General features: G+C 70.4%; 17 protein-coding genes. 8 read left to right on the top strand and 9 right to left on the bottom strand.

Features of this window, described 5'->3' with window-relative positions; genetic code table 11:
- Positions 1 to 50 precede the first annotated feature (50 nt).
- Entirely contained in the window at positions 51 to 2,132 is a 2,082-nt protein-coding gene (locus ACFC1K_RS14265; RefSeq protein ID WP_375872114.1) for a type IIA DNA topoisomerase subunit B, read from the bottom strand.
- Positions 2,133 to 2,300: 168 nt separating this feature from the next.
- Here ACFC1K_RS14265 and ACFC1K_RS14260 point away from each other — a divergent pair, with 168 nt between their 5' ends.
- Entirely contained in the window at positions 2,301 to 2,519 is a 219-nt protein-coding gene (locus tag ACFC1K_RS14260; RefSeq protein WP_375872113.1) for a hypothetical protein, read from the top strand.
- Positions 2,520 to 2,550: 31 nt separating this feature from the next.
- On the opposite strand, the gene ACFC1K_RS14255 is transcribed toward ACFC1K_RS14260, so the two are convergent.
- Together ACFC1K_RS14255 and ACFC1K_RS14250 are read right to left on the bottom strand one after the other, a co-directional pair.
- On the bottom strand, positions 2,551 to 3,600 hold the full coding sequence (locus tag ACFC1K_RS14255) for an alanine racemase (RefSeq protein WP_375872112.1): 1,050 nt from the start codon (positions 3,598 to 3,600) through the stop codon (positions 2,551 to 2,553).
- Positions 3,597 to 4,322 (bottom strand): alanine racemase C-terminal domain-containing protein, encoded by a 726-nt coding sequence (locus tag ACFC1K_RS14250; protein WP_375872111.1) that lies wholly within the window; start codon positions 4,320 to 4,322, stop codon positions 3,597 to 3,599. Before ACFC1K_RS14250 ends, ACFC1K_RS14255 begins: the two co-directional genes overlap by 4 nt.
- Positions 4,323 to 4,365: 43 nt before the next feature.
- Between ACFC1K_RS14250 and ACFC1K_RS14245 the strand changes: the two genes are divergently transcribed.
- Positions 4,366 to 5,388, top strand: a complete 1,023-nt coding sequence (locus ACFC1K_RS14245; RefSeq protein WP_375872110.1) for a sugar-transfer associated ATP-grasp domain-containing protein — start codon at positions 4,366 to 4,368, stop codon at positions 5,386 to 5,388.
- A 66-nt stretch (positions 5,389 to 5,454) separates the two neighbouring features.
- On the opposite strand, the gene ACFC1K_RS14240 is transcribed toward ACFC1K_RS14245, so the two are convergent.
- The 3 genes from ACFC1K_RS14240 to ACFC1K_RS14230 form a co-directional block, all read right to left on the bottom strand.
- On the bottom strand, positions 5,455 to 6,150 hold the full coding sequence (locus tag ACFC1K_RS14240; RefSeq protein ID WP_375872109.1) for a coenzyme F420-0:L-glutamate ligase: 696 nt from the start codon (positions 6,148 to 6,150) through the stop codon (positions 5,455 to 5,457).
- The gene (locus tag ACFC1K_RS14235; protein WP_310290920.1) at positions 6,147 to 7,487 is read right to left on the bottom strand and encodes an RNA polymerase sigma factor; all 1,341 of its coding nucleotides are present in this window, start codon (positions 7,485 to 7,487) and stop codon (positions 6,147 to 6,149) included. Before ACFC1K_RS14235 ends, ACFC1K_RS14240 begins: the two co-directional genes overlap by 4 nt.
- Positions 7,488 to 7,736: 249 nt before the next feature.
- Positions 7,737 to 8,657, bottom strand: a complete 921-nt coding sequence (locus ACFC1K_RS14230) for a proteasome assembly chaperone family protein (RefSeq protein ID WP_375872108.1) — start codon at positions 8,655 to 8,657, stop codon at positions 7,737 to 7,739.
- Positions 8,658 to 8,742: 85 nt separating this feature from the next.
- Between ACFC1K_RS14230 and ACFC1K_RS14225 the strand changes: the two genes are divergently transcribed.
- The 3 genes from ACFC1K_RS14225 (at position 8,743) to sucB (ending at position 13,399) form a co-directional block, all read left to right on the top strand.
- Positions 8,743 to 10,230: a leucyl aminopeptidase gene (locus tag ACFC1K_RS14225; protein ID WP_375872107.1), complete on the top strand. Its 1,488-nt coding sequence runs from the start codon at positions 8,743 to 8,745 to the stop codon at positions 10,228 to 10,230.
- The gene (lpdA, locus tag ACFC1K_RS14220) at positions 10,227 to 11,600 is read left to right on the top strand and encodes a dihydrolipoyl dehydrogenase (protein WP_375872106.1); all 1,374 of its coding nucleotides are present in this window, start codon (positions 10,227 to 10,229) and stop codon (positions 11,598 to 11,600) included. The genes ACFC1K_RS14225 and lpdA overlap by 4 nt, the downstream gene beginning before the upstream one ends.
- 62 nt (positions 11,601 to 11,662) lie before the next feature.
- Complete coding sequence (sucB, locus tag ACFC1K_RS14215; protein ID WP_375872105.1) at positions 11,663 to 13,399, top strand: 2-oxoglutarate dehydrogenase, E2 component, dihydrolipoamide succinyltransferase; 1,737 nt, start codon at positions 11,663 to 11,665, stop codon at positions 13,397 to 13,399.
- Positions 13,400 to 13,418: 19 nt separating this feature from the next.
- Here sucB and ACFC1K_RS14210 read toward each other — a convergent pair whose 3' ends face one another.
- On the bottom strand, positions 13,419 to 14,729 hold the full coding sequence (locus ACFC1K_RS14210; RefSeq protein WP_375872104.1) for a hypothetical protein: 1,311 nt from the start codon (positions 14,727 to 14,729) through the stop codon (positions 13,419 to 13,421).
- A gap of 124 nt (positions 14,730 to 14,853) precedes the next feature.
- Between ACFC1K_RS14210 and ACFC1K_RS14205 the strand changes: the two genes are divergently transcribed.
- A complete protein-coding gene (locus ACFC1K_RS14205) occupies positions 14,854 to 15,564 on the top strand; it encodes a DUF4191 family protein (protein ID WP_375872103.1) in 711 nt (236 codons plus the stop codon).
- 54 nt (positions 15,565 to 15,618) lie between these two features.
- Here the strand turns inward: ACFC1K_RS14205 and ACFC1K_RS14200 are convergent, their stop codons facing one another.
- On the bottom strand, positions 15,619 to 16,011 hold the full coding sequence (locus ACFC1K_RS14200) for an RDD family protein (protein ID WP_310290930.1): 393 nt from the start codon (positions 16,009 to 16,011) through the stop codon (positions 15,619 to 15,621).
- A gap of 132 nt (positions 16,012 to 16,143) precedes the next feature.
- On the opposite strand from ACFC1K_RS14200, the gene glnA reads away from it, so the two are divergent.
- Complete coding sequence (gene glnA, locus ACFC1K_RS14195) at positions 16,144 to 17,568, top strand: type I glutamate--ammonia ligase (RefSeq protein WP_310290931.1); 1,425 nt, start codon at positions 16,144 to 16,146, stop codon at positions 17,566 to 17,568.
- Positions 17,569 to 17,715: 147 nt separating this feature from the next.
- Positions 17,716 to 18,453: a peptidase M23 gene (locus tag ACFC1K_RS14190; protein ID WP_310290932.1), complete on the top strand. Its 738-nt coding sequence runs from the start codon at positions 17,716 to 17,718 to the stop codon at positions 18,451 to 18,453.
- 25 nt (positions 18,454 to 18,478) lie between these two features.
- Here the strand turns inward: ACFC1K_RS14190 and ACFC1K_RS14185 are convergent, their stop codons facing one another.
- Entirely contained in the window at positions 18,479 to 21,481 is a 3,003-nt protein-coding gene (locus ACFC1K_RS14185) for a bifunctional [glutamine synthetase] adenylyltransferase/[glutamine synthetase]-adenylyl-L-tyrosine phosphorylase (RefSeq protein ID WP_375872102.1), read from the bottom strand.
- Positions 21,482 to 21,487: the final 6 nt, after the last annotated feature.

The raw sequence follows: 21,487 nt of genomic DNA, 5'->3' as shown, positions 1-21,487 counted from the left end.
CACCGGCTCAGCCGGTGCGCCTCTCGCTGTTGCGGGGAACGGCGATCAGATCACGCGTCGATGCGCTCGCGCACCAGCCGGTCGCTCGAGTCGATGATGAACTCCTTGCGCGGGGCCACGTCGTTGCCCATGAGCAGTTCGAAGACGGATGCCGCAGCCTCGGCATCCTGCATCCGCACGCGTCGGAGCGTCCGGCCGCTACGATCCATGGTCGTGGTCGCGAGCTGGTCGGCGTCCATCTCGCCGAGGCCCTTGTAGCGCTGGACGGGCTCCTGCCAGCGCTTGCCGGCCTTCGTGAGCTTCGTGAGGAGTCCGTGCAGCTCGGCCTCGGAGTACGTGTAGATCGTCTCGTTGGGCTTGGACCCCGGGTTCATCACGACCACGCGGTGCAGCGGTGGGACGGCGGCGTACACGCGGCCCTCGTCGATGAGTGGTCGCATGTACCGGAAGAACAGGGTCAGCAGCAGCGTGCGGATATGTGCGCCGTCGACGTCGGCGTCGCTCATCAGGATGATCTTGCCGTAGCGGGCGGTGTCGAGGTCGAACGATCGGCCCGAGCCGGCGCCGATCACCTGGATGATCGCAGCGCACTCGGCGTTGGACAGCATGTCGCTGATCGACGCCTTCTGGACGTTGAGGATCTTGCCGCGGATCGGCAGCAGCGCCTGGAACTCGCTGTTGCGTGCGAGCTTGGCGGTCCCGAGGGCCGAGTCGCCCTCGACGATGAACAGCTCCGACTCGGCGACGTCGTTCGACCGGCAGTCCGCGAGCTTCGCCGGCAGCGACGAAGACTCGAGTGCGTTCTTGCGGCGCTGCGTCTCTTTGTGGGTGCGCGCGGAGATGCGCGCCTTCATCTCGGAGACGACCTTGTCGAGCAGGAGGGAGGTCTGCGCCTTGTCGTCGCGCTTCGGCGACGTGAAGCGCGCGGTGAGCTCGCGCGTGAGGACATTCGAGACGATCTGGCGGACCGCCGGCGTGCCGAGCACCTCCTTGGTCTGACCCTCGAACTGCGGCTCGGCGACACGCACGGTCAGCACGGCGGTGAGCCCGGCGAGGATGTCGTCCTTCTCGAGCTTGTCGCCTCCGACCTTCAGGCGACGCGCGTTCTGCGCCACCTGATCGCGCAGCACCTTCATGAGGCCCTGCTCGAACCCCTGCTGGTGCGTGCCGCCCTTGGGCGTGGCGATGATGTTGACGAACGAGCGCGACACCGTCTCGTAGCCGGTGCCCCACCTGACGGCGATGTCGACGTGGCACTCGCGCTCGACCTCGGTCGGCACCATCGCGCCCGAGGGCTGCAGCACCGGGACGGTCTCGGTGAACCTGCCCTCACCGGTGAGGCGCCACGTGTCGGTGACGCCGGCGTCGGGTGCGAGGAAGTCGGCGAACTCGGAGATGCCGCCGTCGAACCGGTAGCTCGTCTCTACGGGCTCGCCGGCCTCGGTGCCGGGTCGCTCGTCGCGGATGACGATCTCCAGGCCCGGGACCAGGAAGGCGGTCTGGCGCGCGCGCTGCTCGAGCTCCTGCAGGTTGAACGCGGCGTCCTTCGTGAAGATCTGGCGATCGGCCCAATAGCGGATGCGCGTGCCGGTCACGCCCTTCGCGGCGCGGCCCGCGACCCGCAGCTCGCTGCGCTCCTCGAAGGGGGTGAAGCCCGAATCGGGGCTGCCGTTCGAGAAGACGCCGGGCTCGCCCCGGTGGAACGACATCGCCCACGTCTTGCCGCCGCGGTCGACCTCGACGTCCAGGCGCTCCGAGAGCGCGTTGACGACCGATGCCCCGACGCCGTGCAGACCGCCCGACGCGGCGTACGAGCCACCCCCGAATTTGCCACCCGCGTGGAGCTTGGTGAAGACGACCTCGACGCCGGTCAGCCCCGTGCGCGGCTCGATGTCGACCGGGATGCCACGAGCGCGGTCGCGCACTTCGACGCTGCCGTCGGCGTGGAGCACGATGTCGATGCGCGAGCCGTGGCCGGCGAGCGCCTCGTCGACGGAGTTGTCGATGATCTCCCACAGACAGTGCATGAGGCCGCGCGAGTCGGTCGAGCCGATGTACATACCGGGGCGCTTGCGGACCGCTTCGAGCCCTTCGAGCACCTGGAGATGATGGGCGGAGTACTCGGCGGTCACAATCTCCCATCGTAATCGGGGCGCCCGACAGCCCCGCACAGACACGCTTCAGGGCCGGCACGCGTACGCGCTCAGCGAAATGTCATCACTTCGCGGCATTCTCGAAACGTCGGCGTGGTTGTATTTCATGACCGCTAGAGAGTTCTACCAGTACGAGGAGGCACCGAGATGAACACGCTATCGACACCGACCGAGACCGGCGCCGTCCTCGAATACCGCCTCACGGCGATGGACCGCTGCGATTCGTGTGGGGCACAGGCCTACATCGCAGCCGAGGTCAACGGGAGCGAACTGCTCTTCTGCGCCCACCACGGCCGCAAGTACGAAGAGAAGCTCCGCACCATCGCGACCTCGTGGCACGACGAGACCGCTCGCCTGGCCGAGTAGGCGCCCGCTCGGCAGACTCGCACCCGTCGCGTCAGCGGCGGGTGTATCTGCGTTCTACGAGGGGTGACACGCGCAGAGCGATCTCTTCACCGATCGTTCCGATGATCTCCGCGAGATCCGTGGCCGTGCGCTCTCCGGAGACGCCCGGTCCGTAGACCGTGACGACGTCGCCGACGACCGCGTCCGGCCAGACGGCGACCAGGGACTCCGTGCCGCCGATGGCAACGAGTGCGCGGCTGCCCGCCGGTGTGCCGACGGTCGCGCGCCGCTGAAGCGATGACGGGAGACCCTCCAGCGCACCGAGACCGATTCGGACGTACTCCCCGCCGACCTCGACGACGTCCGCGTCGAGCCGGCCGATCGGGCGGAGGCCCAGGTGATCGGCTGAGGGTCCCCCGGCGGAGCGGATGCCGTAGCAGAACGCCCCCACGCGGACCATGTCGTAGCGGAACTCGGGGCGAGCGAAGGATGCGGCGCTGGCGGCGAGGTGACGCATGGCCGGGCGCAGGCCGGCAGCCGTGGCCTGGTCCAGCGCCCACTCGTACACGGCTCGGGCGTCGTCGTCCTCGGAGTCGGAAGCCTCGGCGATGTGGCTCCAGACACCCGCGACCTCGATCACGCCGTCCGCCTCGAGGATTGCAGCGCGCGACACGAAAGCCGGCCACTGCTCCGGCCGCACGCCGTTGCGGTGCAGTCCGGTGTCGATCTTGAGATGCACGCGCACCGGGGCGCCGGCATCGCGGGCGGCCTCTGCGAGCTCCTCCAGCAGGTCGGCGTCGCCGATGCCGAGGTCGATCCGCCCGGCGACCGCGGCCTCGAGGTCATCGCGCGAGGCGGCGATCCACGCGAAGATGCGGGCGTCGTCGCCGACGGCGTCTCGCACCGCGCAGCCCGTCCGCACGTCGAAGGCGCCGAACCAGCTCACGCCCGCGGCGGCCGCCGTCTGCACGACAGGCTCCAGGCCGTGGCCGTAGGCGTCGTCCTTGACCACGAGCATCAGCTCCGCGGGAGACACCGTCGCGCGCACCTGCGCGATGTTCGCGACCAGGGCGTCGAGGTCGACATGGAGTCGCGCGGTCATGGGGTCTCCTCACGACCGGCACGCAGTCCGACCATGGTGACGAGCTCGCCGGCGGTGAGGCCCGTTTCACGGACCCAGTCGGCGAGCGACGGCTCGCCTTCCGCCGGGTCGCCGAGGAACAGGACCTCGTCGCCGCGGCGGACCGCGGCATCCGTGATGTCCACCACGCACACGTCCATGGCGACGCGTCCGACGACGGGATGCCTCTCCCCCGCGATCGCGACGTCCACCGCGCCACCGAGGGCGCGTACGATGCCCTGCGCGTAGCCGCCCGTGACGAGCGCGACGCGCGTGTCCGCGGGCGCGCGGTACGCGTAGCCGTACGACACGCCTTCGCCTTCGCGGAGGTCCTTCACGGACAGCACGGTCCCCGTCAGTCGCAGCGCGGGCACGGCGGCGTGCGCGGCACCGGGGAGCCCGAGGAGTGCCGCCGCCGAGAGCGTGTCGCTCCGCGCCGCGATCGGCGCCGAGTCGGCTGCGGTGACCCCGACGCGGCGCGTGCGGGCCTCGAGGCCCACGGTCGCCAGCACGTCGCGCACGAGCTCCACTCCGTGGCCCCAGGCATCCGCGTCGAGGATCGACGCGTCGTAGGAACGGATGCCGCGATCCCACGCGCTGCGCGCGTTCGCCGTCAGCACGGTCCGCGAGATCCGCGCGACGGGGGCGCTGCGGGGGCCCGATCCCGGCACGGCATGGTCGTGCCCAGGGATCGCGGAACTCACGCCTCTAGACTATCGGGGTCCCCGAACCGAACCCGGAGCACGAATGTCTTCTCAGGGCCTCGCCCTCTCGAACCGTCTTCGCTACCTCGCCTGGCGTGTCCGTCGCATCGACGTCGGATCCGTGCTGGAGCGCGCGAGGGAGACCGCCCACGAGCACGGCAAGTGGACCCCCGCCGTCGTCGTCGACATGCTGTGGTCGGCCGGGTTCCAGCAGGTCGGCTTCCAGGACTACGTCGACTACGACTTCGCGATCCTCAACCGCGCCGAGCGGGCGACGTACATGACGCACCCGGTGTCGAACGAGATCTCGCAGAAGTACGACCACCCCGACTACCGCGGTCAGTTCCAGGACAAGGTCGAGTTCGACCGCGTCTTCAGCGACTTCCTCCGCCGCGACTGGATGGTGGTCGAGGAGGGCAACGCCGACGCGGTGCGCGCCTTCGCCGAGAAGCACGGCACGATCGTCACCAAGGAGCCGGTGGGCCAGGCGGGCACGGGCGTGCACCGTTACCACGCGTCCGACGTCTCGGACTGGGACGAGTTCCACCGCGGTCTGCTCTCCCGCGGCGAGCTGCTCATCGAGGAGGTCATCCGCCAGCACGCCGACCTCGCGGCGGTATGCCCCGGAACCGTGAACACGACCCGCGTCACCGCGTTCTTCGACGGTGAGAAGACCCACATCCTGGCGATGGCGCAGAAGTTCGGACGCGGAGCCGTGAGCGACCAGATGACGTTCGGCGGCTTCTACACGATGCTCGACGAGAACGGTCATGCGGTCGGACCGGGCTACGACTCGCACAGCCATGTGCACGAGAAGCACCCCGACAGCGGCTTCGTCATCGCCGACTTCCAGCTGCCGATGATCGATCAGGTCAAGGAGTTCGTCGACCAGGTAGCCCGGGTCGTGCCGCAGATCCAGTACGTCGGCTGGGACATCGTCGTCACGCCCGACGGTCCGGTGCTCGTCGAGGGCAACTGGGGCGCCGGGGTGTACGAGAACAAGCCGAGCGTCACCGGTATCCGCACCGGTCACAAGCCGCGGTATCGCGCAGCGATCGGGTTCTAGGCGGACTCACCGCGCACGCGAAAGGCGCGGCATCCGCAAGGATGCCGCGCCTTCGTGCTGAAACCGTCAGATCGTCCGGACGATCCCGAGCGGGGTCGACTGGTGGCCCTGACCCAGCGGGTTGTCCTTGAGGATCGAGACGAGCCGCTTCTCTTCGCCCTTGTCGAGCGTGGAGCCGAGGATGTTGCCGCCGAGGTCGTTGATGTCGACCACGGCCACCTCGGGCACGCCGCCCAGCAGCGCCTTGAGGTGCGTCGCGACCTCACGCGGGCGCTCGGGTCCGAGAACGACCGCCTTGTTGTACGGCGGGATCGTGCCCGACGTCGGTCCGTCGATCGCTCGGGCCTTGTCGCCCGCGATGCGGTAGAAGTCGCCCTTGCGCCCGAACAGCTTGGTGACGGCGGAGACGGCAGCCGCGAACAGGATGCGGATCGTGCCGCACTCGCGGAGGGCCATCTCCATCGTCTCGGGCATGCCCAGGCCGATGCCGTAGGGCGTGCGCGTGACGTACTTCGAAAGGAAGAGTGCCAGCTTGCGCGGCTTGATGTCCTCCACGAGGTACGAGCGGCCCTGCGTGATCGCGACGATCTTCTCGGTCACGAACAGCAGGTCGCCCTCGCGCACGACATCGGCCGCGTACTCGCGGACGAACTCGTCGAGGTCGTCGCCCGGCATCACGACCCGGGTGCGGATCGGGATGCGGGCGAACGACGACCCCCCGACCTGGACGGTGAGCGCCTTGCCGGCGTTCGCCTCACTCACTCGAGATAGTCCCGCAGCGACTGCGAACGCGACGGGTGCCGCAGCTTCGCCATCGTCTTCGACTCGATCTGGCGGATGCGCTCGCGGGTGACCCCGAACGTGTCGCCGATCTGGTCGAGCGTCTTCGGCTGGCCGTCGCCGAGGCCGAAGCGCATGCGGATCACGCCGGCCTCGCGCTCCGAGAGCGAGTCGAGGAGGGACTCGAGCTGACGCTGGAGCATCGTGAAGCCCACCGCGTCGGCGGGGACCACGGCCTCGGTGTCCTCGATGAGGTCACCGAACTCGCTGTCGCCGTCCTCGCCGAGGGGCGTGTGCAGCGAGATCGGCTCACGGCCGTACTTCTGCACCTCGATGACCTTCTCGGGGGTCATGTCGAGCTCGCGGCTGAGCTCCTCGGGCGTGGGTTCGCGACCGAGGTCCTGCAGCATCTGACGCTGGACGCGCGCGAGCTTGTTGATGACCTCGACCATGTGCACCGGGATGCGGATGGTGCGAGCCTGGTCGGCCATGGCGCGGGTGATGGCCTGACGGATCCACCACGTCGCGTACGTCGAGAACTTGAAGCCCTTGGTGTAGTCGAACTTCTCGACCGCGCGGATGAGGCCGAGGTTGCCCTCCTGGATCAGATCCAGGAACTGCATGCCGCGGCCGGTGTAGCGCTTGGCGAGCGACACCACGAGGCGCAGGTTCGCGCCGAGCAGGTGGCTCTTCGCGCGCTGACCGTCGCGGGCGACCCACTGCAGGTCGAGTCCCAGCTGCGAGGTCTTCTCGGCCGCCGACATGTGCGACAGCTTCTCTTCGGCGAACAGACCCGCCTCGATCCGCATCGCGAGCTCGACCTCTTCGGCCGCGTTCAGGAGCGGAACCTTGCCGATCTGCTTGAGGTAGTCCTTGACCGGGTCGGCCGTCGCGCCCGTGATCTGGGTCGAGTAGACGGGGACGTCGTCCTCGTCGCTCGACGAGATGACGATCGCGCCGGTGGGGAGAGGCTCGGTGAACGCCGGCTTGGTGCTCTCCTCCTCTTCCTCCTCGTCGTCGGTCGCGTTGGCGTCGTCGCCCGACGCCTTCGCGCCCTTCGCCGACTCGCCGGCCTCGGCCGTGTCGCCCTCGGTGTCGTCGCCGTCTTCCTCGAGTTCGACGTCGTCGTCGAGCTCCTCGACGTCGTCCTCGAACTCGTCGTCCGACTTCTTCGCGCGCTTGGACGCGGTCTTCGGAGCGGCCTTGGTCTTCGCGGCGCCCTTGGCTGCCGGAGCCTTCTTGGCGGCCGCCGTCTTCGTCTCGTCCGTCTCGGTGTCCTTCGCGGCCGAGCGAGCCTTGGTGTTCGTGCCTGGAGTCACGTTTCGCCTTTCACCGGTCGAGACGCCCTGCGCCTCTCCGGTCGGTTTCGGACACTAGTAAGACCCTTGTCAAGTCCACATCTTCGAAGGGATACCCCACGAAGACGGTTGACAACGGGTCAGAGCGTCTAGTATCTCATACTTGCCGTGCGCCGCCAGCATCGCCCTGCCGAGACCGGCGCACCTCCATCCCTGGTGTCAACACACCGGTCCGGCGTCGAATTCCGCCGACGCGCGGCGAGTGCGCGATCACGAGCCGCGCTTGTCGTCCTCCCCGGGGCGCGTCGCCAGGAAACGCTCGAGTTCTGCCGCCAGCTCATCGGCGCTGGGCAGATCGCCCGTGTGGATCATCGGGGTCGCCAGCGTGGATCCCGCCATGTAGGCGTCGTAGCGCTCTTCCAAGCCCTGCACCATGCGCGCGAGCTCGTCGCTGCCCTGGATCTGCTCGGTGACCTTCTCGAGGTACTCGCGGTTCTCCTCGCGCAGCTCGTCGCCCGCGAACACGAGTCCCGTCGCGACGGTGAGGCTGTCGAGGGCGGCCAGAGCCGCCGCCGGGTACTCGGTGTCGCCGAGATAGTGCGGGATCAGCAGCACGAAACCCGCGACGCGCACGCCCGCGGCGGCGAGGCGGTACTCCAGCAGGTGGCCCGCCGTCGCCGGCACCTGGGTGTGGGGCTGCCACACCGAGTGCGCCTCGGTGAGCTCCGACCGCGTTCCGCTCACCGTCGTGCCGATCGGCCGCGTGTGCGGCACGGGCATCGGGATCGCGTGGACCCACGTCACCGTGGAGACGCCGTACACCTCGGTGAACTCGAGGACCGCCTCGGTGAAGGCATCCCACGCGAAATCGGGCTCGTAGCCGGCGAGCAGCAGGAACGGCTGACCGAGGGCGTCGTGGGCGAACGACAGCTCCAGGCGCGACGGGCGGTAGTCGGTGAGATGGTCCTTCTCGAACGACACGATCGGGCGGCGCGCGCGGTAGTCCAGCAGCGTGTCGTTGGAGAACATGGCGAGCGGCGACGGCGAGAGCTCGTCGCGGAAGTAGTCGATCAGGCGGCTGACGGCGCTGCCGGCATCGGTGAAGCCGGTCAGGGCGATCACGAGCGGCAACCCGCGCGGGACGGGCGGCGCTGAAGCCGCACGCTCGAACAGCGGGCCGGGAAAGGGCATGCACCCATGCTACGAGCCGTCCGCCGACGTCGGGTCGCGATGGTCGCGCTCAGAGCGAACAGTCGTCGTCCCTAGGATGGAGACCATGTCGTTCCCCGACCTCGAGTACCGCACCGCACCTGTCCGAGAGTCCGACGCCGACCTTCTTCTCCTCGCGCTCCCCCCGCTCGACGCCGAGGGATCCCCGGATCTCTCTGACTGGCCGGGCCTTCGCGAGGCGCTGTCGGGGGTGGGCTTCACGGGCGCCGCGGGCGTCTGGGTGCGCGCGTACGCTCCGGACGCGACGACGCTGCCGCTGGCCGTCGTCGGGACCGGTTCGGCTCCGGATGCCGCGGCCGTGCGCGATGCGGTGGGCGCGGCGATCCGCGCCATCACCGGCTTCGCGACCGTCGCCGTGGCCGCCCCGTACGCCGATCCTTCGCTGTGGACCGCCGCCGCGGAGGGCGCCGCCCTCGGCGGCTACCGCTTCGAGGGCTACAAGACCGAGGCGCCGAAGCCGCGCGCGCAGCGCGTGGTCGTCCACGGCAGCGCCGAGCCGGACGACGCGGCGCTGAAGCTGATCGTCGAGACCGCGGCATCCATCGCCCTCGTCAAGGACCTCGTCAACACCCCGGCCGAATGGCTCGGACCCGCCGATGTCGCGCAGCGCGCCAGCGAGTCCGTCGCCGAGCTGCCGGTCACCGTCCAGGTGCTCGACGAAGAGGCGCTGCGCGAGCAGGGCTTCGGCGGCATCCTCGGCGTGGGGCAGGGGTCCGACCGTCCGCCGCGTCTCGTCCGCCTCGAGTACGCGCCGGAGGGCGCGGGCAGGCACGTCGCGCTGGTGGGCAAGGGCATCACCTTCGACACCGGAGGCCTGTCGCTCAAGCCCGCCGCCTCGATGGTCGGCATGAAGTACGACATGGCAGGCGCCGCAACCGTTCTGGGTGTGCTGCGGGCCGTGGCATCCGTCGGCGCGCCCGTCAAGGTGACGGCGTGGCTGTGCGTGGCGGACAACATGCCGTCCGGCCGCGCCACGCGCCCCGGCGACGTGCTGCGCCTGCTCGACGGCACGACCGTGGAGGTGCTCAACACCGATGCCGAGGGCCGTCTCGTGCTCGCCGACGGACTCGTCGCCGCCAGCCGCGAGAACCCCGACGTGATCGTCGACGTCGCCACGCTCACGGGCGCGATCCTCGTCGCCCTCGGCACGCGTCACACGGGTGTGATGGGCGACGACGACGCCGTGGCCGCCTACCTCGCCGCAGCGGCCGAGACCGGCGAGCCCGCGTGGCAGCTGCCCCTGCCCGCTCACATGGTGGAGGAGCTCGACTCCCCCATCGCCGACCTGCAGAACGCCAAGATCGGCGACCCTGCGGGCGGCTCGCTCTTCGCAGGACTGTTCCTGCGTCACTTCGTCGGCCGCACGGCCGACGAGACGGATGCGCCCCGAATCCCCTGGGTGCATCTCGACATCGCCGGCAGCGGGACCCACAAGGGCGCGCCGTACGGCTTCACCGACAAGGGACCGACTGCCGCCACCGTGCGCAGCCTGATCCGCTTCGTCCTGGCAGACCTCGATGAGGAGGCACGATGACCGACCACTCCTTCGATCTCGTCATTCTCGGCGGTGGAAGCGGCGGCTATGCAGCCGCGCTCCGCGCCGCGGAACTCGGCATGACCGTAGCCCTCGTGGAGAAGGACAAGGTGGGCGGGACGTGCCTGCACCGCGGCTGCATCCCGACGAAGGCCCTGCTGCACGCGGCAGAGGTGGCCGAGTCGGCACGGGATGCCTCGGCCATCGGCATCCGCGCGACCTTCGAGGGCGTCGACCCTGCGGGTGTGCGCGCCTACCGTGAGGGCATCGTCGCGAAGAAGTACAAGGGGCTCGAGGGCCTGGTCAAGGCGCGCGGCATCACCGTGGTGAACGGCGAGGGACGCCTCGAGGCGGGCCCGGCCGTCCGTGTCGGCGACGACCTCTATCGCGGCACCGACGTCGTGCTGGCCACCGGCTCGTACAGTCGGACGCTGCCCGGCCTCGAGATCGGCGGCCGCATCCTCACCAGCGAGCACGCGCTCGAGCTGGACGAGATCCCAGGCAGCGTCGTGATCCTCGGCGGCGGCGTCATCGGCGTCGAGTTCGCGAGCGTCTGGCGCTCGTTCGGCGCCGACGTCACCATCGTCGAGGCGCTCGACCACCTCGTGCCCAACGAGGATCTGTCGCTCAGCAAGGGTCTCGAGCGCGCGTTCCGGCGCCGCGGCATCCAGTACTCGCTCGGCGTGCGCTTCCAGACCGCGACGCAGACCGCGGACGCCGTGACCATCACCCTCGAGGACGGCAAGACCTTCACCGCCGACTACCTGCTCGTCGCCGTCGGGCGCGGACCGGCGACCGCGGGCCTCGGCTACGAGGAGGCGGGCGTGACGATCGACCGCGGCTTCGTCATCGCCGACGAGCGGCTGCGTACCGGCGTCGACCACGTCTGGGCCGTCGGCGACATCGTCCCAGGCCCGCAGCTCGCGCACCGCGGCTTCCAGCAGGGTATCTTCGTCGCCGAGGAGATCGCAGGGCTCTCCCCGGTCCTCATTCCCGACGCCCACATCCCGAAGGTCACGTACAGCCACCCTGAGGTCGCGTCCGTCGGCCTCACCGAGGCGCAGGCGGCCGATGCGCACGGCGCGGACGGCATCGTCGCGTACGAGTACAACCTCGCGGGCAACGGCAAGAGCGAGATCCTCGGCACGAGCGGCATCGTCAAGGTCGTGCGCGTGAAGGAGGGGCCGGTCCTCGGCGTCCACCTGATCGGCGACCGCGTCGGCGAACTCATCACCGAGGGCCAGCTCGTCGTGGGCTGGGAAGCACACCCCGAAGACATCGCGCCGTTCATCCACGCGCACCCGACCCAGTCCGAAGCGCTCGGCGAGGCGTTCCTCGCTCTCGCAGGCAAGCCCCTGCACGCGCTGTGACCCTTCGGGCCGCGCCCCATCACTAAGCTAGATCCGATATTTCTTCAGAAGGAGACATCCTCATGAGCACATCCGTGGTCCTCCCCGCTCTCGGCGAGAGCGTGACCGAGGGAACGGTCACCCGCTGGCTCAAGAACGTCGGCGACACGGTCCAGGCGGACGAGGGCCTGCTCGAGATCTCCACGGACAAGGTGGACACCGAGATCCCCTCGCCGGTCAGCGGCGTGATCGAGGAGATCCTCGTGCAGGAGGACGAGACCGTCGAGGTCGGCGCCGTGCTGGCGAAGATCGGCGACGGCTCCGGATCCTCCGAGGCCGCCCCGGCGCCCGAGGCCGCTGCCGCAGAGGCCGCTCCCGCAGCCCCCGCCGAGGCGCCGGCCGCCGAAGCTCCCGCCGCCCCCGCTGAGGCCGCGCCGGCAGCCGAGCAGCCCGCCGCACCCGCAGGCGGCGGCAAGGACGTCGTCCTCCCCGAGCTCGGCGAGAGCGTGACCGAGGGCACCGTGACCCGCTGGCTCAAGCAGATCGGCGACGAGGTCGCCGTGGACGAGCCGCTCCTCGAGATCTCGACCGACAAGGTCGACACCGAGATCCCGTCGCCGTTCGCCGGCGTGCTCACCGAGATCCTGGTCCCCGAGGACGAGACGGTTGCCGTCGGCTCCCCGCTCGCCCGCATCGGCGAGGCTGGTGCGGCGCCCGCCGCGGCCGCCCCCGCTGAGGCGCCGGCTCCCGCCGCCGAGGCACCTGCTCCTGCGGCCCCGGCCGCGGCGCCCGCGCCCGCCGAGGCCCCGGCCCCGGCTGCCGCACCTGCGCCCGCCGCCGCGCCGGCACCCGCTCCCGCTCCGGCCGCCGCACCGGCGCCCGCTGCTCCGGCGCTGGTCGCCGAGGAGGACGGGATCACGTACGTCACGCCGCTCGTGCGCCGCCTGGCTCAGCAGCAGGGCGTCGACCTCGGCTCGGTGAAGGGCACCGGAGTCGGTGGCCGCATCCGCAAGGAGGACGTGCTCAAGGCCGCCGAGGCCGCATCCGCTCCCGCCGCTCCTGCTGCCGCAGCGGCGGCCGCGCCCGCGCCGCTCGAGGTCTCGCCGCTGCGCGGCACGACGCAGCCGATGTCGCGCCTGCGCAAGGTGCTGGCCTCGCGTGCGGTCGAGTCGATGCAGTCGACGGCGCAGCTCACGACGGTGGTCGAGGTCGACGTCACGAAGCTCGCGACGTTCCGCGACAAGGTGAAGAACGACTTCCTGGCAAAGACGGGCGACAAGCTGTCGTTCCTCCCGTTCTTCGCGCTGGCCGCCGCCGAGGCGCTCCAGGCGTACCCCGTCGTCAACTCGACGGTGGACGGCGACCAGATCGTGTACCCGGCGACCGAGAACCTGTCGATCGCCGTCGACACCGAGCGCGGCCTGCTCACTCCTGTGCTGCGTGACGCGGCGAGCAAGAACCTCGCTCAGATCGCGCACGAGATCGCCGACCTCGCCGCGCGCACCCGCGACAACAAGCTGAAGCCCGACGAGCTCGCGGGCGGCACGTTCACGCTGACCAACACCGGTTCGCGCGGCGCACTGTTCGACACCCCCGTCGTGTTCCTGCCCCAGACCGCGATCCTCGGCACGGGCGTGGTCGTCAAGCGCCCGGGCGTCGTGACGGTCGACGGCAAGGACGCGATCTCGGTGCGCTCGTACGTCTACCTGGCGCTGTCGTACGACCACCGCGTCGTCGACGGTGCGGACGCCGCTCGCTTCCTCGGCGCCGTGAAGACGCGCCTGGAGGCCGCCGCGTTCGAGGGCCAGCTGGGCATCTGATCCGGAGCGGTCCCCGCTTCTAGGGCTGCTGCGCGACGTCGGAGACGTCGCGCAGCAGCCATTTCTCGTCTCTGCGAAGGATCACGACCATCTGCGAAGGGGCGGACCCGTCGTTCGCGTCGACCCGCACCACCGCGATGTCACCGAAGTCGTCGAGAAGCGTGACCGTCCGCTCGGCCGCGGAGCGATCGACGGCGCCGCCGGATAACGGCGCCCCGTCGACCGTCACAGTCGTGAGGCAGGAGGCGTCGCCGCCGCACGCGATCCGTGCGTCGAGCAGTTCGCCCGTGAGAAGGGCGAGGTCGGCCGGCGCGCCGGGTGGAGAGTCGCTGCCGGGCGTCGCGGAGGGGGAGGCATCCGGGACGGACGCCGCGGACCCGGGCGTCGCCGTGGGCGAAGCGCCCGGTCGCGCATCGGTCGCGACGCCGCTCGCGGTCGGCCACAGCGCACCGCCGGCCAGCACGGCGACCGCGACGGCCCCTCCGACCAGCCACGGCGCGCGTCTCACGCCGGTTCGCGGCGCGTCGCCCGCGCGTCGCAGCCGGCGCCACACCGCGGTCGTGGCCCGCGACACGGTGTCGGAGAGCTCGTCGTCCACGCCGGCGACGAGCGTCTGCCACATCGACCGCGGCGCGGGTTCGTGCGGCCCGTCCGCCGCCCGGTGCGTCCCCTCGTGCGCACGGGCGACGCCATCGCTCGCGCTGCGAGGACGGAGGCTGACGGTGCTGAGGGGCTCCGCCTCGGCCAGCGCGAACAGCGCCTCCTCGGCGGCCTCCAGCTCATGGACCGAGACGCGTTCCGCGGTGACAGCTCGCAGGGCCGTCTGCCACGTGCGCTGCGCGGGCGGGTCGACGCCCACCCCCTCGAGGACGGCGGCGGATGCCTCGAACACGCGCCGGGCCGAGACATCCGTCGCCAGCACCGGCCTGCCGGCATCGTCGAGCCACCAGTCGCCCTCGATGTCGGGGGTGCCGGCGACCTGGGAGCAGCCGCGCAGCACGCTGACGCCGAGCGTGACGGCCTCGCCCAGGCTGAGGGGCATGCGTGCGGCTCTCCGCCGGACGAAGTCCTCGAGGCGTTCGGAGCAGACGGGCAGGACCGCATCGTGGCCGTCGACGCGTCGGACGATGTCGGCCGGGGCCAGCACGTGACCGTCGGGCGCGGCATCCCATCCCCGCCAGTGCGGACCGAGGACGTCGGCGTCGACCAGCATGCACGCGTCGCCGCCGGCGGTGCGGACGAGGATTCCCGGCCACGGGCCGTCCTCCCGCGCGCGCACCGCCCGGATGGCGCGGTAGGTGCTCCCGAGCGAGCCGTCGACGGTCGTCATGACGCCAGTGTGCGGCGGTGCATGACGCGACAGCCTCGGTCGGCGGCCGTCTGTGGAAGAACCGCGCCCATGCCCGACTGTGGAGGAGCCGAGCACGAGCCCGCGAAAAGGTAGGCTGGAAGCTATGGCCGCGCGCAGTTCCGCCCCCGAGAAGGGCCCGGGATTCTTCTCCCAGATCCGCACCCTCTACACCTTCACCCAGAAGGAGTTCCGCTGGCTGCCGTTCCTCCTGGTCGGCATCCTCCTCCTCGGCATCGCCGCGGGTGTGGGCATCGGGTTCCTCATCCCGCCGGTCGCCGTCTGGAGCGTCATCCTGTGGGGCGTCACCGGCCTCATGCTCGGCGTCCTCGCGTCGATGATGACGATGACCCGGCTGTCGACCCAGGCGATGTACAAGAAGATCGACGGGATGCCGGGAGCCACGGGCCACGTCATGTCGACGTCGCTCGGCCGCAAGTGGCAGGCCAGCGAGATGCCGGTCGGCATCAACCCCAAGACGCAGGAAGCCGTCTACCGCGCCGTCGGGCGCGGCGGCGTCGTGATCGTGGGCGAAGGCGCCCGCGGCCGGCTCACGCGCCTCGTGAACGACGAGCGCTCGAAGGTCCAGCGCGTCGCGTCCGGTGTTCCCGTGACGGTGCTCTACGTCGGTCACGGCGAGGGAGAGACCCCGATCTCGAAGCTCGCGCCGACCATCAAGTCGCTGCCCACCAAGATCGACCGGGCCACGATGGCCGCGGTCATCAAGCGCATCGAATCGGTCTCGCAGTCGCTGACGTCGCTGCCGATCCCGAAGGGCATCGACCCCACGAAGGTGCGCGCGCCGCGTCCGCGCTGAGCCGCTCGCGCGTGAACCCGGTCCGGCGAAGATGCCGGGCCGGGTTCTTCCGTCTCACGAGCGGATGAGCACCGTGCCCGCGGCCTTGTCGTGGAGGCCCCGCTGGTCGGCGTCCCAGATGACCGCCGGGATCGCGAGGATCAGGAGCGCGGTGCGGATCACGGGACGCCACAGGCCCACCCACGCGCCGTCGAGGCGCACCAGGCGCAGGCCGAAGATGCGGTGGCCGGGGCTCCCCTGGAGCGTCGGCAGGAACACGATCTGGATGGCGGCGAAGATCGCGAGGATCGCGAGCGGGTCCCATCCGAAGAAGCCCGAGATGAGGTAGGCGGCGCCGTAATCGAGGCAGAGAGCGCCGACGCGGCGCCCCAGGCGGCCGATGGATCCGGTGCCCTCGCGGGGCAGTCCGAGGCGTTCGCCGGGGTAGTCCTGGGTGCTCTGCGTCACTTCCCCAGCGTACCCAGGTCGTCGTAACATCCCTGAAACACAGGTGATACTGGAGGGCAATGCCCTGCGGGTACCTTGCCAGAGTGCCCGGCCCGTACGGGCGGATCCGAATGCCCTACCTCTGGAGTCTTCATGTTCAAAGATTCATCCGAGGTGCTGAAGTTCATCAAGGACGAGGACGTCAAGTTCCTCGACATCCGTTTCACGGATCTTCCTGGCGTGCAGCAGCACTTCAACATCCCGGCCTCCACCGTCGACGAAGAGTTCTTCACGGTCGGCCAGCTGTTCGACGGCTCCTCCATCCGGGGCTTCGCGAACATCCACGAATCGGACATGCAGCTGATCCCGGACGTGTCGACGGCGTACCTCGACCCGTTCCGCGAGGCGAAGACGCTCATCATGGTCTTCGACATCTACAACCCGCGCAACGGCGAGATCTACTCGAAGGACCCGCGCCAGGTCGCCAAGAAGGCTGAGAAGTACCTCGCCTCGACCGGCATCGCCGACACCGCGTTCTTCGCGCCCGAGGCCGAGTTCTACATTTTCGACGACGTCCGCTACGAGGTGAAGCAGAACTCGAGCTTCTACTCGGTGGACTCCGAAGAGGGCGCCTGGAACACCGGCCGTGCCGAAGAGGGCGGCAACCTCGCGAACAAGACCCCCTTCAAGGGCGGCTACTTCCCGGTCTCCCCCGTCGACAAGACGGCCGACCTCCGCGACGACATCAGCCTCCGCCTCATCGAGTCGGGCCTGCTCCTCGAGCGCTCGCACCACGAGGTCGGCACCGGCGGCCAGCAGGAGATCAACTACCGCTTCGACACCATGGTGCACGCGGCCGACGACATCCTGAAGTTCAAGTACATCGTCAAGAACGTGGCGAACGAGTGGGGCAAGGTCGCGACCTTCATGCCCAAGCCGCTCTTCGGCGACAACGGCTCGGGCATGCACACGCACCAGTCGCTGTGGCTCGAGGGCAAGCCCCTCTTCTACGACGAGAAGGGCTACGCGCAGCTCTCCGACCTCGCGCGCTGGTACATCGGCGGCATCCTGGCGCACGCGCCGGCGCTGCTCGCGTTCACCAACCCGACGCTCAACTCGTACAAGCGCCTCGTCAAGGGCTACGAGGCTCCGGTCAACCTGGTGTACTCGGCCGGCAACCGCTCGGCGGCCATCCGCATCCCGATCACGGGCTCCAACCCCAAGGCCAAGCGCATCGAGTTCCGCGCACCGGACGCCTCGGGCAACCCGTACCTCGCGTTCGCCGCGCAGCTCATGGCCGGCCTCGACGGCATCCAGAACCGCATCGAGCCGCACGAGCCCGTCGACAAGGACCTGTACGAGCTTCCCCCCGAGGAGGCGAAGAACATCCCGCAGGTGCCGAACTCGCTGCTCGACTCGCTCGACGCGCTTCGCGCCGACCACGAGTTCCTGCTCAAGGGCGGCGTCTTCACGCCCGAGCTGATCGAGACGTGGATCGAGTACAAGATCGAGAACGAGATCCAGCCGCTCAACGCGCGTCCGCACCCGTTCGAGTACGAGCTGTACTTCGGCGTCTGACGTTCGAACACGGCAAGCGGGCCCCGGGAGACCGGGGCCCGCTTCTGTGTTCGCTGGGAGATGGATGCTGCGGCCCGGCGTGCGGCCTAGGCTGAACGAGCGCTCCGCGCCCGGACCGACAGCTCGTACCGACAGAAGGCGAAGACGATGCCCAGCCGCACCACCGCGACGACACGACGGCGCAGCGCGCGTCGGTCGCCGGCGGCGCGCAGGCGCAGGCCGCAGCGACACGCCCGCCGGCGCGGCCGGCGCACCGGCGTCGCGCTGGCGATCGCCGTACCGGTGATCCTGTTCGCCGCGTTCCTGGGCGGAGCGGCGTTCCTCGCCGGGAGTCTCCGTCTGTCATGGGCGGACGAGATCGCACTCGCCCCCGACGACCGTGCGCCCGCGCCGCCGCCCATCATCGAGCCTGCGGTCGCCGGGTACCGGTTCGAGCAGCTCACGAACGCCTGCACGATCCTGGCCGCCGGCAGGGACCTCGGATTCGACGCGCGGGACCAGACCATCGCGGTCATGACCGCGATGGGCGAGTCGTCGCTGCGCAACATCGACTACGGCGACTGGGAGACGAGCGGTGTGACCAACCCCGACGGCTCCCGCACCACGTCGATCGGCCTCTTCCAGCAGCAGGACTCCTGGGGCACGCGCGAAGCGCGCCTGGATCCCTACACGGCCGCGACCGTGTTCTACCGGGCCATGGCCGAGCGCGTGCCCGACCGGGCGGTGGTGGAGCCGACCCTCGTCGCGCACCGCACCCAGATCAACGCCGACCCGAATCACTACGCCCGCTACTGGGATCGCGCGGTCCGCGTGGTGGGCGCCGTCACCGGGAACCCGCTGGAGGGCGACCGCATCGACGGCATCCCGCACTGCCCGGGCGCGTGATCGGCCGCGGGCCGCAGCATCCGGATCAGCCGTAGAAGAGCTTCTCGAAGACGCGACGTGCCCGGCGGGTGGTGCCCAGGTAGTCCTCTTCGACCTGTGTGGCCGACCGGGGCGGGTACTCCAGCAGTCGTCCGATCCCGTCGAGCTTCTTGCGGTCGACGGGGAGCACGTCGCTCGTCTGACCGGACAGGAGCGTGTTCGCGGAGCGGAGGCGGCTCGCGAGACGCCAGGCCTCCGCCAGGCGGTCCGCGGCGCCGGCGGGGATGAGCCCCGCGCCCTCGGCGGCGCGGAGCGCACCGAGGGTCGACGTCGTGCGCATCTCGGGCACCGCGTGGGCGTGTTGCAGCTGCAGCAGCTGAACGAGCCACTCGACGTCGCTGAGCGAGCCCGGGCCGAGCTTGAGATGCCGTGAGGGGTCGACGCCCTGCGGCAGGCGCTCGCTCTCGACGCGCGCCTTGATGCGCTTGATCTCGCGGGTGGCGGCGAGGTCGACGCGCTCGGGATAGCGCACGCGGTCGGCGAGCTTCATGAAGTCGCCGATGAGCTTGACGCTGCCGGCCACGCCGCGTGCCCGCAGCAGCGCCTGCGCCTCCCACGAGAGCGCCCATCGCCGGTAGTACTCCTCGTACGCCTCGAGGGAGCGCGCGAGCGGGCCGTTGCGGCCCTCCGGGCGCAGATCGGCGTCGAGATCGAGCGGGACGCGGTGGTCCTCGGAATGCGTGCGCAGCGCGGCGACGAGCTTGAGGGCGAGCTCGTGTGCCCGCTGTGGATCGACGCCGTTCGGGCGGTAGACGTACATCACGTCGGCATCCGAGCCGAAGCCGAGCTCCGCACCGCCGAATCGCCCCATCGCGATGACGGAGAAATCGAGCGCCTGGTCCTCCGGAGGCACGACCTCGCGGCGCACCGCCCGCAGCGTCGCCTGGATGGTGACTTCTGTGATCGTCGTGAGCGCGTCCGCGACCTCTTCGATCGTGACGCTGCCGAGGATCGCTCCCATGGCGATGCGCAACTGCTCGCGCCGCCGGAGCGCCCGCACCGCGCGCATCGCCTCGATGACCGTCTTGTGGCGAGTCTGGATGGCCCGCGCCTCCTGCTGCAGCGCCGCGCCGGAGCGCGGACGCAGCAGCTCTGGGTCGTCGAGCCACGCGGCGGACTCGGGGATCCACTCGATCAGCTCGCCGACGTAGCGGGAGCCCGACAGCACGCGGGAGAGGCTCTCCGCGGCCCCCGAGGAGTCCCGCAGCATGCGCAGGAACCAGTGCGTGTCGCCGAGCCGCTCGCTGAGGCGGCGGAATGCCAGGAGGCCGTAGTCCGGATCGACGCCGTCGGCGAACCAGCGGATCATGACGGGCATGAGGTGGCGCTGGATCGTCGCCTTGCGGCTCAGGCCGGTGGTGAGGGCGGCGATGTGCCGCAGCGCCCCCGCAGGGTCGGCGAAGCCGATGGCCGCGAGACGGTCGTGCGCCTGCTCGGTCGACAGCACCCGCTCATCGGCGGGGAGCGCGGCGACCGCCGAGAGCAGCGGTCGGTAGAAGAGCCGGACATGGATGTCGCGCACTTCGCGCTTGACCGACTCCCACAGCCCCCAGATCCCTTCGCCCGTGTCGGCGAGGCCCGTCGCACGCGCGAGGACCCGCAGGTCCTCCGGACGCGACGGCATGAGGTGCGTGCGACGCAGCTGGCGCAGCTGCACGCGGTGCTCGAGGAGACGCAGGACGCGGTAGTCGCGCGAGAAGGCGGATGCTTCGGCACGGCCGATGTACCCCTCGGCGACCAGGGCATCCAGCGCCTCGAGCGTGCCGCGCTGGCGGATCCGATCGTCCGAGAGGCCGTGCACCAGCTGCAGGAGCTGGACCGTGAACTCGATGTCGCGGATGCCGCCCGGCCCGAGCTTGAGCTGGTACGGCACGTCGGCGGGCGGGATGTGCTCGGTGACGCGCTCGCGCATGCGCTGCACGCTGTCGACGAAGTTCTCGCGCGCCGCGCTCGTCCACACCTTCGGCTGCACCGCTTCGATGTAGGCCTGCGCGAGGTCGTCGTCGCCCGCGATGGGCCGCGCCTTCAGCAGCGCCTGGAACTCCCAGCTCTTCGCCCATCGGTCGTAGTACGCCAGATGGGAGTCGAGAGTGCGCACCAGCGCACCCTGCTTGCCCTCGGGGCGCAGGTTGGCGTCGACCTCCCACAGCGGAGGCTCGATCTCGACGCCGGAGATGCCGCGCATCGTCTGGACGGCCAGCCGCGTCGCGATGTCCACGATGCGGCTCTCGCCGAACTGCTCGACGGCGTCGTCGTCGCCGCCTCCCACGAAGATGACGTCCACGTCGCTGACGTAGTTGAGCTCGCGAGCGCCGGTCTTGCCCATGCCGATGATCGCGAGCTTCGTGCGCGCCACCTGCTCGCGGGGGAACAGTCCCGCTCCGACCGCACCGCCCGACACGCGGGTGCGGGCGACCGCGAGAGACGCTTCCAGCGCCGCGCCCGCGGCATCCGCGAGCCGTGCCGACACGGCGGCGACCTCGTCGACCGGTGCCCGGCTCAGGAGGTCGTACGCGGCGATGCGAGCGAGCATGCGGCGGTACCGCACGCGCAGCGCGACCCAGGCGCTCTCGCCTCCGTCGGCGGCGAACCCGTCCACGGCGCCGATGGACGCGAGCAGCTCCGAGCGCAGCTCGTCGGGGGTGGGCAGTCGCTCCCCCGCGTCCGCGAGCTGATCGACTTCGGCGGGGTGACGGAAGAAGAACTCGCCGAAGCCGGTCGACGCCCCCAGCAGCGCCCACAGGGCGCGCCACGCCGTCGGACGTTCCCGCGCCCGGCGGACGGGCGCGGAATCCCGGCGGGCGAGGCGTGCGAGTGCGTGCAGCGCCTCGTCAGGATCTGCCGCATCGACGGCGCCGTCGAGCAGCGCGTCGCGCGGCGCGTCGATGAGGTCGGAGAGCTCGTCGAGGAGTGCCTCGGCGTCGGTGAGGCGGCTGAAGCCGAGACGGGCGAGCGGGGTCAGTGAACCCGGCCGGTCGCTCGCAGACATGCGTCA

This window comes from Microbacterium sp. NPDC056057 (assembly GCF_042266945.1).
In the GTDB taxonomy this organism is placed as follows: Bacteria; Actinomycetota; Actinomycetes; order Actinomycetales; family Microbacteriaceae; genus Microbacterium; species Microbacterium trichothecenolyticum_C.
The sequence above is the reverse complement of the archived record's forward strand: the minus strand, read 5'-3'. Positions and strand labels throughout refer to the sequence as shown.